Origin of the sequence: Aurantimicrobium sp. MWH-Uga1, assembly GCF_003325955.1 — a bacterium.
GTDB lineage: Bacteria > Actinomycetota > Actinomycetes > Actinomycetales > Microbacteriaceae > Aurantimicrobium.
The window spans coordinates 1,207,012-1,220,421 of sequence record NZ_CP030929.1; the positions used below are offsets into that span (position 1 = coordinate 1,207,012).

Consider the following 13,410-nt stretch of genomic DNA (forward strand, 5'->3'; position numbering starts at 1 on the left):
CTTAGGCTCCTTCAACTCGTAGAACCGAAACCACTGAGCTCACGGCATCCAACTGCGCAAGAGCGGAAACGGTGGCCGCTAAATCAGACTCAAGAGCTGCGTGCGTGCCAATAACTAGCGTAGCCGTCGGAGCAGCCTCTCCAGACACCGCCTCGCTGCCGAAGGTTCCCTGCTCTACCAATTCAACGGAAACACCGTGCTGTCCAAAGACATCAGCGACAGAGGCAAGAACACCCGGGCGATCAAAGACAGAAAGCGTCACGTGATAACGGGTCGTAATGGCGCTGATAGGCAACGCGGGCAAATTGGCGTTCGTGGAAGCACCCAAGCCAGGACCACCAATAATGTGGCGACGCGCAGCAGAGACAAGGTCGCCTAACACCGCAGATGCAGTCTCTTGCCCACCAGCTCCAGCACCATAGAACATCAACGAGCCGGCAGCTTCGGCTTCAACAAAGACAGCATTATTTGCTTTGTGGACCGATGCAAGTGGGTGCTCACGAGAAATGAGAGCTGGGTAGACACGTGCTGAAACTGCTTCTTCGCCAGTTTCGGGATCGGTCAAACGTTCACAAATAGCCAATAGTTTGACAACATATCCAGCCTTTTTGGCCAGTTCCACCGTCTTACCCGTGACCTCACGAATTCCTTCGCGGTAAACCTTCTCCAAAGGAATTGTGGTGTGGAAAGCCAAGCTGGCAAGAATTGACGCTTTTTGTGCTGCATCAAACGCGTCAATATCTGCAGTGGGGTCTGCCTCGGCATAACCTAACTCAGTAGCAACAGCGAGTGCGTCCTCGAAAGAAACACCTTCGGTATCCATCTTGTCCAAGATGTAGTTGGTGGTTCCATTGACAATTCCCATAATGCGCTTGACGCGGTCTCCGGCAAGGCTTTCGCGAAGCGGACGAATAATGGGGATTGCTCCAGCAACAGCGGCTTCGAAGTAGAGCTGAGCGCCAACGCGCTCAGCGGCTTCGAACAACTCAGTTCCGTGAGTTGCAAGCAGTGCTTTGTTGGCGGTAACGACATCTGCGCCTGAGTTGATTGCTTGAAGAATATAGCTGCGGGCAGGCTCCAGGCCACCCATGACTTCAATCACAATGTCGGCACCTAAGATGAGGGACTCTGCATCAGTGGTGAAGAGTTCCTTGGGTAGATCTGCTGAACGTGGTGAATCAAGGTTGCGCACAGCGATTCCGGTTAACTCAAGACTTGCTCCGACACGAGAAGCAAACTCTTCCTTGTGTTCAAGTAGAAGCCGGGCTACTTGAGCACCAACGGTTCCACCGCCGAGCAATGCCACACGTACGTTGCGGTATTCGATCATGTGTTTACCTTTCGGATAACGCCCATATCGCGCGCTAACAAATCTTCTTCTGTTTCACCGCGAACAATAACACGGGCAACACCATCTTTGACGGCAACTACTGGTGGCCTAGTGAGGTAGTTGTAATTGCTCGAAAGTGACCAGCAATACGCACCTGTTGCAGGTATTGCAAGTAAATCACCAGGCTTAACGTCCCCAGGAAGATAATCTGCATAAACCAGAATGTCTCCGGATTCACAGTGCTTTCCGGCAATGCGCACCAATGCTGGTTCTGCATCTGATACTCGGTTCGCGATGCGAACCGAGTAATCAGCTCCATATAGAGCGGGGCGTGCGTTATCGCTCATTCCGCCGTCAACACTGACATATTTGCGGATAGCGAATTTTCCTGTGGGAGCACCGTTGTCGTCTACGACGTCAACTGAAACATCTTTGACAGTGCCCACTTCATACAAAGTGAAGGTAGACGTTCCAATCACTGCTCGACCTGGTTCAACACAGATAACCGGAATATCAATACCCAAGCGAGAACATTCAGCAGAGACCACAGAAGCAATTTCTTGAGCAATCTCTTCAATGGAGGTTGGCTTATCTGCAGGTGTGTAGGCAATACCAAAACCACCACCGAGGTTGAGCTCAGGCACTGGCCCTCCCTTGAGGAGTTCTGCATGAAGAGCCAGCAAACGTGCTGCTGATTCAGCAAAGCCGTCGGTGCCAAATATTTGGGAGCCGATGTGGCAGTGCAGGCCGACAAATTCCAGAGACTCGTGTGAACGAATTTCGGCCACCAAATCAGGGGCATCAGAGATAGTGACACCAAACTTCTGATCTTCATGTGCGGTGGCCAAAAAGCTGTGGGTGTGTGCGTGAACACCACTGTTGACGCGAAGGCGAACTCGTTGCTTCTTGCCAGCACGTCGAGCAGCATCTGCGATGCGACCAATTTCAATGAAGGAATCAATAACGATAGTTCCCACACCCACGTCGACTGCACGTTCGATCTCTGCTTGGGATTTGTTGTTTCCGTGAAGACCAACGCGGGAAGGATCAATTCCTGCAGCGAGCGCAACAGCAAGTTCTCCCCCACTGGCGACATCGACGTTGAGACCAGCCTCGGCAACCCAGCGAACAACTTCAGTGCACAGGAATGCTTTACCTGCGTAATAAACCTTGGCGCGTGTTCCAATTGCAGTGAAGACCAATTCAAAGGCGTTTCTTACTTCAACAGCTCTATTTCGAGCGTGTGCTTCGTCAATGACATAAAGCGGGGTTCCAAAATCTTGAGCCAATGTAGAAACATGTGCTCCAGCAACAAGTACTTCACCAGCACTGTTCCTGGTAACTGAAGAAGCCCAAACACCATCAACCAGCTCGTTGGCATCAACGTCAGCATTAAGCCACGTTGGTGCAAGCGGGTGAGAAGCCACAAGTAAACCTCGGGTGAAGTGAAGCAGAGAAATTCAACGAACAGAACCGGCTTGGTTCCTCATGACTTTCTTTGAGAGAGGGCCAAGTCACTTCTAATTCTATCTCCAGTGTTGACTGCTAGAGATATGACGGCAGTGTTCGCCTGATGCCCTCGTTTAGGTTCACAAACTTTTCGACATCAACAATTTCTGCAAGCCTGCTGATATTTGGTGCGCGGCGTAGGACACTTCCTACCGGAGCGTCAAAGTTTTTGACTTCTCCGCTCCAACCTGCTTCTTCCATGATGATCTGAGCTAAATCAATCATGTTGATCTCATTAGGTGAACCGATATTGACAACCTCACCGACAGCGTTGTTAGCGACAGCAATAACACTGTCTATAGCGTCATCGATGTAAATGAAGCTTCTGGTGTTATTTGCTCCGTATAGTTCAAAAACACCATTTTTCCCACGTTCGATGAAATCAGGGATGACGTGGTGGATACCCATGTTTGGCCCGTAAGCATTATGGAAACGACCAACAACTGCTGGCGTGCCCAGTTCGACTGCTGCAGCAAAAACTGCTATTTCGCCGTGAAGTTTGGATCCACCATATGACCAGCGAACTTCTTTGGGATCTTGAATTCCCAGAGGAACATCCTCTTTGGTTGGTACTTCCCAACCAAACTTGGTTATGGAACTTGCATATGCTTCGGAAGAACCTGCATAGAAGAAGAACTCCAGTGGGTCACGACCGTAACGTTCTAATAGTGTGATTGTTGGAATAGTTGAATGACGAACTACTTTCCATGGATCGCTGTAAAACTTTTGCGTACCGTTGAGTGCAGCCATATGGTACACACCGTCAACTGAGGGAAGCGTGGAAACAAATTCTTCGTTTGTCAGATCACCACGTAGGACTTCAATTCCGTCTATAGCTTCTAGTTCCACCATTCGTGATTGTGAACCAACTTGCAGTTCAACATCCACCGCAACAACAGAATGTCCCTGCTCTGCAAGTTTTTTTACCAGATAAAAACCTAGAAAACCACCCGAACCTGATACTAAATATTTAGACAAGTGCGTCCTTTACATCGATAATTTTTCGCCCTAGGGGAATGAGGCGATTTCCCATTGAAGTGATCCGTTCGGCATCGAGTTGATTCCACAAATCAACAAACACGCGCCCTGGTTGTTCATTGCGTTCTAGTGCGGAATAAAACTCTTCGCTCGAAAAAAAACGATGATTTGTTTGAATCAACACAACATCGGATTTCAAAGCTTCATCGAGCTCGTCGAAATGAATCCCCATTTTCTGAGCGTCTGTCACAGAAACCAATGGGTCCCAGCCAGCCACATCAGTGACAGAGTATTTCGATTTCATAGCTTGAGCGAAGTCACCAGCTAATGACCCACGTGTGTCAGAAGTTGCTGGCCTGCCCTTAAATGCCAACCCAAGAATCGACACTTTGGGTGTGTGAGAGTTCATATCCGGGAGTAAGGAATTTACAACATGAGAAACAATGAATTCATTAGTTTTACGCCCTTGCATTGCTAGCGGAACCTCAACACCAAGCACATCAGCAGAATTGGAAAGAATGTACGCATCCTTTTCCAAACACGGACCAGCTACTGGCCCAGGTAACGCCACATTCATTCGGTCATAACCGTAATTACATGCACGCACTACGTCGTAAACATCTACACCGGACTGATCCGCAAAGTAGGCAAGTTCATTGGCGAACGCAAAAGAAACGTCGCGGAAAGTGTTACTCGCAAGTTTGGCTAACTCTGCAGCTTCCGCAGAATGCACAGGAACAATCTCAACACCCAAACGTGCAAACAATTCAGACGCCAGCTGTGTGGAATTCTCATCAATTCCACCCACAATTTGAGGCAACGAAGAAAGCTCAGCTAAGGCTTTGCCCTCAATGGTCCTTTCAGGAGCCATCGCGACAGCATATTTTTTCCCGGAATCCTTCAATATTGGTTCAGCGATAGTGCGTGTAGTACCGACACGAACTGTGGAACGCAGAACAGTCAATGCTCCATCAGGCATAACATCAGCAACGGCAGAAACTGCAGATTTCAAGTCCTCTAAATACACACTGCCGTTCTTAACCGGAGTGCCAACAGTAATCACATAAGAATCCGCAACCGGCGTCCCATCCTCCAAGGAAAAAGGCACCAATTTCCCCCGGGAAACAACAGCCTGAATAGCCTCATCAAGACCAAATTCATGGAAAGGAGATTGCCCAGAAGCAATGAGATCAACAACATCCTGACTACGCTCTGAACCTGCAACACGCAGCCCCGCAGAAGCTAAAGCAGTAGCCAAAGTCAAGCCAACATAACCCAAACCAACAACACAGACATCAAATGGATCACTCAAATTTTGCATGTGCTTAACGACCTCGTTTCAATGATTTGAATAGGTTTGATAGTTTTCTTAGAGGCAAGGTCCATCTCCAGGAATTGCTTTGTAAAACCTCTTGCAATACAAATGAGCTGTTTTTTTCTGATTGAAGTTTGATATTCAACTCTTCATTGAGTTTCTGTAGGTTGTCTAGCTCAGTTTTCAAGTTCTCAATCGATTGCTCATGAATGGCTAGACGTTCTTGGCAGCTAAATTCGCTTTGTCGAATAAATCCGTCGAAAATATTCGGCGGAAATCGGAAGAGGTCCAATAAATCCTTGTGCCGCCTATCTAAATAGAAGCGGTTTAGTCCATCTTCATAAACAAATAAATAATCATTCTGAAGCAGTATTTGTTCTGATTCGAAGTAGGTATCGATTTGAGTCATTGGGTAGGTTGCTTCAATAAGAACTATCCATGGGCGAAATCGGTTCCAATCGTTACCACTTAAAACTTTTGATTCATAACCCTCGACGTCAACCTTAAGGAAATGTATTTCCAGAATGTTTTCAATTGAAGAGAACAATTGAGACAGTGTCTCGCATTCAACTTGAATTTCTGTGTACCCGATCCCAGAAGACCCGTGCGTTTGTGCTACGGACTCATCAAGGGTAGATAAGCCTGAATTATCAAGGATCTTAAGGGTTGAAAACCCTGGTTCGTCTGAAATAGCAATACATCTGTTTATGTCTTCAACACGACTTGATAAAAACTCCGCGAACGCTTGTGGGTTTGGCTCTACATTGACACCTCTCCAACCAGAGTCGTAAAAGTATTTGGTTACCGAATCGATATGTGGAGACCAAGCACCAATGTCGACGTAAAATCCTCTCTCGACAGTTGAAAGAGCCCTAGCAAGGATTACATCTTCGAAATTTTGGGCGTAAGAAATCACGTTCAGCCCCCTGATATTTCAAATGATAATTTTGTGATTTCACTCAATGTACCATTTATGGGATATTTGAAACGAAAAGTATTTCTTGGGGGGAAAATGAAAAAGGTCTTGTACGACTTAAGTATTGGTCACAGAACCATGGGGTTCTCGGGCATTCCACAGGATTCTCGAGTGCTATTTCAAACTTTATCTAAATGTGGTGAATTCGAAACCACGGGGCTGGTTTTGCCTTCTGTGACAAGATTTCTCGAGGACAAAAATCTTTCTGCAGTCGCGAAACAAGCACTTCTTCTTGCAGATGGTCTAAACGAACCAGGGATTTCACTTGACGCTTCAGTAATTGAGAAATTACTCAAAAGACATGGCCAAAAATACAGAACATATGTGAGGTCATTCTGGAGCTCAAGAGGCGTTGAAAAACTTGATAAACAGCTCAACGACGTGGTGTGGCGAAATTATTTCCAGTCGACTCTTCCACCTAACGAATTCGAAAATATATTAAATCACCAATTCAAATTCACCTTCATGGGGCGAGATCAAACAGTATTTAGGACTCTCAACAATTTTTCATCACCAAAACTAAATACTAAAGGCTTTGACTATTTCATTACTCAGGATTCATTAACCATAAATTTGAACCCTCAAACCAAACATATAGTTCGCTATCACGATGGACTACCAGTGTTAGCTGCCGATACGATGCACGCGCTTAACACTAGATTGCATGCAAAAAATTTAAGCAGAGCAAAAAGCGATTCAATATACGTTTGTAACTCTCCCAGCGCATTATCGGATTTGAATATTCTTGAACCTCGACTTGCTGAAAATGCCGTCGTGATTCCATACACTTTGCCTGATCTTCCGGATTTTTCTGGAAATCTTGAGATCGCAGTCGCAGACATAATGACAATGAGGGAATCAGAATTTAGCCGTAGGGTTCGAGGCACCTCAAAGGACAAAAAACCGGTTTCAGTTTCAAAACCTTACATTATGTCGCTTGCCACCATTGAACCCAGAAAAAACTACGAAACACTTATTCATGCTTGGCGTCGTCTACGACACAAGACGGGAATTGACGTCAATCTCATGATTGTTGGAAAACCTGGATGGAAATATGAAAAAACGCTCATTGCAATGGAGCCATTTGTGCGTGAGGGTGAACTTATTCACCTTGAAAGCGTGGCACAGTCTGAGTTAGTGCCTCTCTACCGCAAAGCTGCAATGTTTGTCTTTCCCTCAATGGGAGAAGGCTTTGGCCTCCCCCCTATTGAAGCTATGCGTTGTGGAACTCCTACACTTATGAGCGATATTCCTGCGCATAGATATTCGGGAGGTAGCGGAGCAAGGTTTTTCAACCCCTACGATGTCGAAGAACTTTCGATACTAATGGAACGCGTACTAAGTTCCAATGCTTTTGCTCGAGAACTCGAGGATGATGCCAAAAGAAATAGCAACAGATTCACTGACGAAAACAATATCCCCCTCTGGAACGAGTTACTCAAGTAGATGTCTCTACTACCCTTATCAATATCGACTCTTATAGAGAGATATATCCTTGAACTGTGACTATTAACGAACTAGGTATTCGCGGCTCCTACAAAATTGAAAATACTATTTATGCTGATTTAAGGGGGTCTTTTGCGGAGTGGTTCCGTGCGGATTATTTCAATGAGGCCACGGGTAGAGAACTTGACTTGAAGCAAGGAAACATTTCTGTATCCAAAAAAGGTGTAGTCAGAGGAATACACTTTGCCGATGTCCCACCAGGGCAAGCAAAATACGTAACTTGTCCTTATGGTTCAATAATCGACTTCATTGTTGATATTCGTGTGGGTTCTCCGACCTTCGGGCAATGGGAAGCTGTAGAAGTAAATTCAAAGCTCAGAAATGCTGTTTTCCTTAGTGAAGGCTTAGGGCATGCTTTTGTTTCTCTTCAGGACGAAACAGTAGTGAGCTACCTAGTTACTGACACTTTCAAGCCTGATCGTGAACATGGGATCAATCCTCTTGACCCGGATCTCAATATTGACTTTGGGTTACCTACTGAACAACTTCTTTTTTCTGAGAAAGATAAAGAAGCACCATCGCTGAAGGATGCGTTGAATGCGGGCTTGCTTCCAAAGTGGCTTGGTTGAATTAAACCGGATATCGAAACCAGCTTCAGATAGGTTCCGATAAACTGGATTTATCCACATTGTTAGGGGAAGTTGTTGCGCGGCATTATCTTGGCCGGTGGGTCTGGAACCAGACTCTGGCCTATTACCAAGGGCATTTCTAAACAACTAATGCCCATCTATGACAAGCCGATGGTTTACTACCCCCTCTCAACTTTGATGATGGCTGGTATCCGTGAAGTTCTCGTCATCACAACACCTGAATATCATGACCAGTTCAAAGCACTACTGGGTGACGGTTCTTCACTGGGGATGTCACTTGAGTATGCGGTACAGCCTTCACCTGACGGATTAGCCCAAGCATTTATCATCGGCGAAGATTTTATTGGAGATGAGAGTGTTGCACTCGTTCTAGGCGACAACATTTTCCATGGAGCTGGTTTAGGAACTTCGCTCTCAGACAACACTGACGTGGATGGCGGTTTGATTTTTGCCTACCATGTCTCAGATCCCACAAGCTATGGCGTCGTTGAATTCGACTCAGAGTTGCGTGCGGTGTCTATCGAAGAGAAACCCAAAAACCCGAAGAGTAATTATGCTGTTCCAGGTTTGTACTTCTACGACAATGACGTAATTAGCATTGCGCACAGCATCAAGCCAAGTGCCCGGGGTGAGCTCGAAATTAGTTCGATTAATGCTCATTACCTAAAAATGAACAGACTTAGTGTTCAGGTTCTTGATCGTGGAACAGCTTGGTTGGATACTGGAACCTTTGAATCAATGATGCAAGCTTCGGAATATGTACGTGTCATTGAGGATCGCCAAGGCTTCAAAATAGGATGCATTGAAGAAATAGCTTGGAGAAATGGCTGGATTACAACCAGCCAACTTGAAGAATTGGCGGCACCATTGATCAAAAGTGGATATGGACAATATCTTCAGCAGCTCACTGAAACTTACAGTGCACTGTGAGTGAGTCGACGCCCCTGGCCTCTGGGAAATCTGTATCCAATTTTGTATCCATCTCACAGGCGCTTAACGGTCACAACAACTCGCTAGGAATTATTCGCCTCATTCTTGCCAGCCTGGTTATTGTTGATCACGCCTTTCCTCTTGGCGGGTTTGGAAAAGATCCATTCTGGGCTCTTACGCGCGGACAAGCCTCACTAGGCAGTCTTGCAGTGGCAGGGTTTTTTGCGGTCAGTGGTTATCTGATTGCAAAAAGCGGAATGTCAGGTGACGTTGTTCAATTCATGTGGCGTAGGACAATTCGAATTTTTCCTGCCTATTGGTTAGTACTTCTCGTAACTGCATTCCTCGTTGCACCCATGATCTGGGTTGCAGGAGGTCAACAACTTCTCGATTATTTTTCTTTTGCTCCCAACGGACCCGTTTACTACTTCACAGCTAACTGGACTTTGAGCATTGGTACTTACGGCATTTATGACCTTCTAGCGGCAACAACTCCGTATGGAAGAGAAGTAGGTGCCAGCGCCTTCAACGGTTCGTTGTGGACCTTGATTTATGAGTGGCGTGCATACTTAATCATTGCTGCTCTTGTTGCCTTCGGCTTACTGACACGGGCACGCCTAATCGTGCCCATGCTTGCTATTTTCTTTTTTATTCTGCAGTTATTGGCAGCTCTGAACTGGGACATAGTGGTCGCGCTAGTGCCAACATTTATGGCTGATCAATACATGATTACCTTAGGTTTTACCTTCTTAGTGGGATCAGTGTTTGCCGTCTATTCCAAGCAGGTAGTTTTTGACGACCGCTTAGGAATCTTCACTGGCCTGCTCGCTCTAGCCACACTGCGCTTTGGTGGTTTCTCCACAATGGGAACAATCGCTGCTGTGTATTTCATCCTTTATCTTGCTGCTCGGCTACCCAAATCGTTCCAATGGATCGGCCAAAAGAATGATTACTCCTATGGCGTTTACATTTATGGCTTCTTAGTCCAACAGGTACTTGCCTTCATGGGTGTATATCAATGGGGTTTCTTCCCCTATGTGATTCTTTCATGGATTGTCACAATGGGTTGTGCGTGGCTAAGTTGGCACATTCTTGAAAAACATGCACTTTCTCTCAAGGACTGGGGCCCTGGACGGGGTGTTCGCTTCTGGTACGAGCGCATTCGAAACGGCAAAAAGTAATGAATCTAGGAAATGTTCTTGTAACTGGCGGAGCAGGTTTCATTGGGTGCGCACTGTCAAACCAATTGGCAATGCATGCCGAAAGGTGGGTCGTTCTCGACTCACTTCACCCACAAGTCCATGAAAACCAAGTGAGACCAACAGCATTGCATGAAAGTGCAGAGCTGATTATTGGTGACGTCGTCGATGAAAAGATTTGGGAAAATATCTTTGACGATTTTGCCCCAGACCTAGTGATACATCTTGCTGCGGAAACCGGGACAGCACAGTCAATGTATGAGTCAAGCCGTCATGCGCTTGTCAACGTTGTCGGTACAACTAGGTTGATGGATGCTTTTGGGAAAGCTCAGATTTTTCCACAACAGGTTATTTTGACGAGTAGTCGTGCTGTCTATGGAGAAGGACGGTGGCAAACGTCTGATGGTATAGCAGAATACCCAGGTATCAGATCTAAACAACAACTTGAATCCGGGCAATGGGACTTTTCAGAATTAAGCCCAGTTCCTTCCGCAGCACAAGAAACATGGCCGCACCCCACAAGTGTCTATGGCTCAACAAAACTTGATCAAGAACATTTGCTTTCTTCTTGGGGCGCAGCAAACAATGTGCCCATCACAATCTTAAGATTGCAAAATGTTTACGGGCCGGGCCAGTCCTTGTCGAATCCCTATACGGGAATTGTTTCCTTGTTCTCTCAACTGGCGAGAAATGGAAAATCAATTCCCCTTTATGAAGATGGAAATATAGTTCGTGATTTTGTGCTGATCGATGATGTCGTGTCTGCGCTTGTTGCAGCCTCCCAACTTCAACAAAAGGAAGCAGTCTTAACCTGTGATGTTGGTTCGGGTGTGCCCACAACTATTTCTAAAGTGGCAACGTGGCTGAGTGACTTCTACGACGCTAAGCCACCCCACGTAACAGGTCAATTTAGGGAGGGTGATGTTAGATACGCAGCTTGCAACATCGACCCCACGATCCAGCTTCTTGGCTGGAAGCCGCATCACAACCTAGAAGAGGGGCTACTCAAGCTTCAACAATGGCTTCAAGATGAGTTATCAGCCAAGGGGTTATGAAGTGCCAGTTTCGTTGGCTGTTCAGACAGTAATTTATCAAAATGAGTTTCCTGCTTTAGTTCGAGCTTTTCGAGCAGTAGTCCATTCTGCGCAAAGAGCGAAACAAAAAAAGGAAATTGAAAATTGGGTTGTTCGCTGGGGTGACTGTTCACCCGAAGAGACGATCCCTCAGTCAGATATCAAATCACTCCAAGAATTAGCCGCAAATGCGGGCGGTGGTTTTGAATACCTTTTCTTTGGAGAAAACTTAGGTTCTGCCGAAGGACATAACGTTCTAGCTGAAAACTCAGAAGAAGACCTCCTGCTTATTCTGAATCCAGACGCTGAAGTATCTCCTACATGTATCGAAAAACTGACTGCAACTCTCAAAGAACGTGTGGGCTCTGTCGAGGCTAGACAACTACCTTTAGAACACCCAAAAAACTACGACCCAAAGTCGCTGGAAACTGCCTGGTCCTCGACTGCTTGTCTACTTACACGTAAATCTGCGTTTGATCAGGTACAAGGTTTTGATAGTAAAACTTTCTTTCTTTATTGCGACGATGTTGATTACAGTTGGCAATTAAAACTAAAGGGTTGGAAAGTTTTGTACCAGCCCAGCGCGACAGTTTTTCACGACAAACGTCTTGGACTTGGCGGGGAGTGGCTTGCCACCTCGTCAGAAGCCTATTTCTCTGCGGAGGCAGCTTTATTGCTTGCCTATAAGTACTCAAGGCCTGATTTGGTCAAACATTTGACCAAATTGTTTGCCAAGGGATCCGCTGAACAACGCCAAGCACTCAATGAGTTTAAACTCCGAGAAAAATCAGGAACACTTCCGAAACCAGTTGATGGTAAGCATGAAGTTGCTCAATTTATCGAGGGGAATTATGCGAAACATCGCTTCTGATTCTTCACAACCGCTATTTCAAGAATTTCTTAGTGGGATGACAGCACACGTTCATGAACCCATTGAATCTTTGATGGGCACAATTCTTGATGTCAAAAACAAGTCGGCTGTCACAGGTGACAAACCGTTCCTAACGATTTTGATGAGAACACAGGGTCGACGACTCAACGCATTTTCGGATGTTCTCACGTCTCTCTATGGACAAACTTCACAAGATTTTGCTGTTTTGTTGCTGGAACATGATGTTACTGACGAAATTCATCAACAACTTGAGGAAGTAATCAACCAGTTTCCTGAAGATTTTTCAGAACGAATCCGGCAAGTAAGAGTTGAGGGTGGGGGGCGTGCTAGACCGCTCAATGTAGGAATCGAATTAGTAAATAGTTCCTATATTGCTGCTCTAGACGATGACGATATTGTTTTTGCTCACTGGGTTGAAGAATTTAAGAAGGGTGCTCTCCTTTCCCCTGGCACAATGATTAGAACAATTTGCGCGGTACAAAAAGTTGAGATTGAAGAATGGTCTGACCAATCCTCCGGTTTTCGCGCAATATCGTGGCCGGAGATTCCTTACGCGATTGAGTATTCGCAACTAGATCATTTGAGAGTAAACCACTCGCCATTTATGTCTGTGGCATTTCCAACTGCGTTTTTCTCTATTCTGGGAAATAGATTTGATGAAGAACTAGCCGTTTGCGAAGACTGGGACATGATCCTTCGAGCTGGAAGTATCTGTGGAGTGCATCAGCAAAATGCTCTTACAGCGATTTATCGAAATTGGGTAGGCGTCGAAACTTCCTACACAGAACACTCTGAAAACCAATGGAGAAAATCTGAGCAGAGGGTCATTGAAAAGTTGAACCTCACTCCCTATGTTTTTCAGACCGGAACAATTAATGAGCTAAGAAAATTGGCAATTCTCCATCATGAAATAAGTGCTGAAGGCTCATATGGCTTCATGTTCAAAGATGGGGTGCTTAGGCGTCCATTTAGAGTGTTTATTCGGCTCATTTCACCCTTTATTCGCATCGCAGTTAGGGCAAGAAACTTGCTCAGGCGATTAAAGGCAAAATTAAAGTAAATTCGACACTCAGTCGATTAACAGCTTGCTAATCAGTTTCATTAGTAGCATT

General features: G+C 45.8%; 12 protein-coding genes. 7 read left to right on the forward strand and 5 right to left on the reverse strand.

Annotated elements, in window-relative coordinates:
- Position 1: 1 nt before the first annotated feature.
- The 5 genes from AURUGA1_RS05970 to AURUGA1_RS05990 all read right to left on the reverse strand — a co-directional run bounded on the left by AURUGA1_RS05970 (position 2) and on the right by AURUGA1_RS05990 (position 6,048).
- Positions 2-1,330 (reverse strand): homoserine dehydrogenase, encoded by a 1,329-nt coding sequence (locus AURUGA1_RS05970; protein ID WP_114129302.1) that lies wholly within the window; start codon positions 1,328-1,330, stop codon positions 2-4.
- Positions 1,327-2,757: a diaminopimelate decarboxylase gene (lysA, locus tag AURUGA1_RS05975; RefSeq protein WP_114129303.1), complete on the reverse strand. Its 1,431-nt coding sequence runs from the start codon at positions 2,755-2,757 to the stop codon at positions 1,327-1,329. The genes AURUGA1_RS05970 and lysA overlap by 4 nt, the downstream gene beginning before the upstream one ends.
- A 118-nt stretch (positions 2,758-2,875) precedes the next feature.
- Positions 2,876-3,817: an NAD(P)-dependent oxidoreductase gene (locus AURUGA1_RS05980; protein WP_114129304.1), complete on the reverse strand. Its 942-nt coding sequence runs from the start codon at positions 3,815-3,817 to the stop codon at positions 2,876-2,878.
- Complete coding sequence (locus AURUGA1_RS05985; RefSeq protein ID WP_162784072.1) at positions 3,810-5,129, reverse strand: nucleotide sugar dehydrogenase; 1,320 nt, start codon at positions 5,127-5,129, stop codon at positions 3,810-3,812. Before AURUGA1_RS05985 ends, AURUGA1_RS05980 begins: the two co-directional genes overlap by 8 nt.
- A gap of 13 nt (positions 5,130-5,142) precedes the next feature.
- On the reverse strand, positions 5,143-6,048 hold the full coding sequence (locus AURUGA1_RS05990; protein ID WP_162784073.1) for an FkbM family methyltransferase: 906 nt from the start codon (positions 6,046-6,048) through the stop codon (positions 5,143-5,145).
- Positions 6,049-6,081: 33 nt separating this feature from the next.
- Between AURUGA1_RS05990 and AURUGA1_RS05995 the strand changes: the two genes are divergently transcribed.
- The 7 genes from AURUGA1_RS05995 (at position 6,082) to AURUGA1_RS06025 (ending at position 13,358) form a co-directional block, all read left to right on the forward strand.
- Complete coding sequence (locus tag AURUGA1_RS05995) at positions 6,082-7,554, forward strand: glycosyltransferase family 1 protein (protein ID WP_162784074.1); 1,473 nt, start codon at positions 6,082-6,084, stop codon at positions 7,552-7,554.
- A gap of 56 nt (positions 7,555-7,610) precedes the next feature.
- Positions 7,611-8,183: a dTDP-4-dehydrorhamnose 3,5-epimerase family protein gene (locus AURUGA1_RS06000; RefSeq protein ID WP_114129308.1), complete on the forward strand. Its 573-nt coding sequence runs from the start codon at positions 7,611-7,613 to the stop codon at positions 8,181-8,183.
- 75 nt (positions 8,184-8,258) lie between these two features.
- The gene (gene rfbA, locus AURUGA1_RS06005) at positions 8,259-9,134 is read left to right on the forward strand and encodes a glucose-1-phosphate thymidylyltransferase RfbA (protein ID WP_114129309.1); all 876 of its coding nucleotides are present in this window, start codon (positions 8,259-8,261) and stop codon (positions 9,132-9,134) included.
- Entirely contained in the window at positions 9,131-10,315 is a 1,185-nt protein-coding gene (locus AURUGA1_RS06010) for an acyltransferase (protein WP_114129310.1), read from the forward strand. The genes rfbA and AURUGA1_RS06010 overlap by 4 nt, the downstream gene beginning before the upstream one ends.
- Positions 10,315-11,388 (forward strand): NAD(P)-dependent oxidoreductase, encoded by a 1,074-nt coding sequence (locus AURUGA1_RS06015; RefSeq protein ID WP_114129311.1) that lies wholly within the window; start codon positions 10,315-10,317, stop codon positions 11,386-11,388. Before AURUGA1_RS06010 ends, AURUGA1_RS06015 begins: the two co-directional genes overlap by 1 nt.
- Complete coding sequence (locus AURUGA1_RS06020; RefSeq protein ID WP_114129312.1) at positions 11,363-12,277, forward strand: glycosyltransferase family 2 protein; 915 nt, start codon at positions 11,363-11,365, stop codon at positions 12,275-12,277. The genes AURUGA1_RS06015 and AURUGA1_RS06020 overlap by 26 nt, the downstream gene beginning before the upstream one ends.
- Positions 12,258-13,358 carry a glycosyltransferase family A protein gene (locus tag AURUGA1_RS06025; RefSeq protein ID WP_162784075.1) on the forward strand — a complete coding sequence of 367 codons (1,101 nt, stop codon included), beginning with the start codon at positions 12,258-12,260 and terminating at the stop codon, positions 13,356-13,358. Before AURUGA1_RS06020 ends, AURUGA1_RS06025 begins: the two co-directional genes overlap by 20 nt.
- The last annotated feature ends 52 nt before the right edge of the window (positions 13,359-13,410 follow it).

Bases quoted from the DNA above. Each gene is read 5' to 3' on its own strand.
- AURUGA1_RS05970 (WP_114129302.1), bottom strand. From the start codon at position 1,330: ATGATCGAATACCGCAACGTACGTGTGGCATTGCTCGGCGGTGGAACC.
- AURUGA1_RS06015 (WP_114129311.1), top strand. From the start codon at position 10,315: ATGAATCTAGGAAATGTTCTTGTAACTGGCGGAGCAGGTTTCATTGGG.
- AURUGA1_RS06020 (WP_114129312.1), top strand. From the start codon at position 11,363: ATGAGTTATCAGCCAAGGGGTTATGAAGTGCCAGTTTCGTTGGCTGTT.
- AURUGA1_RS06025 (WP_162784075.1), top strand. From the start codon at position 12,258: ATGCGAAACATCGCTTCTGATTCTTCACAACCGCTATTTCAAGAATTT.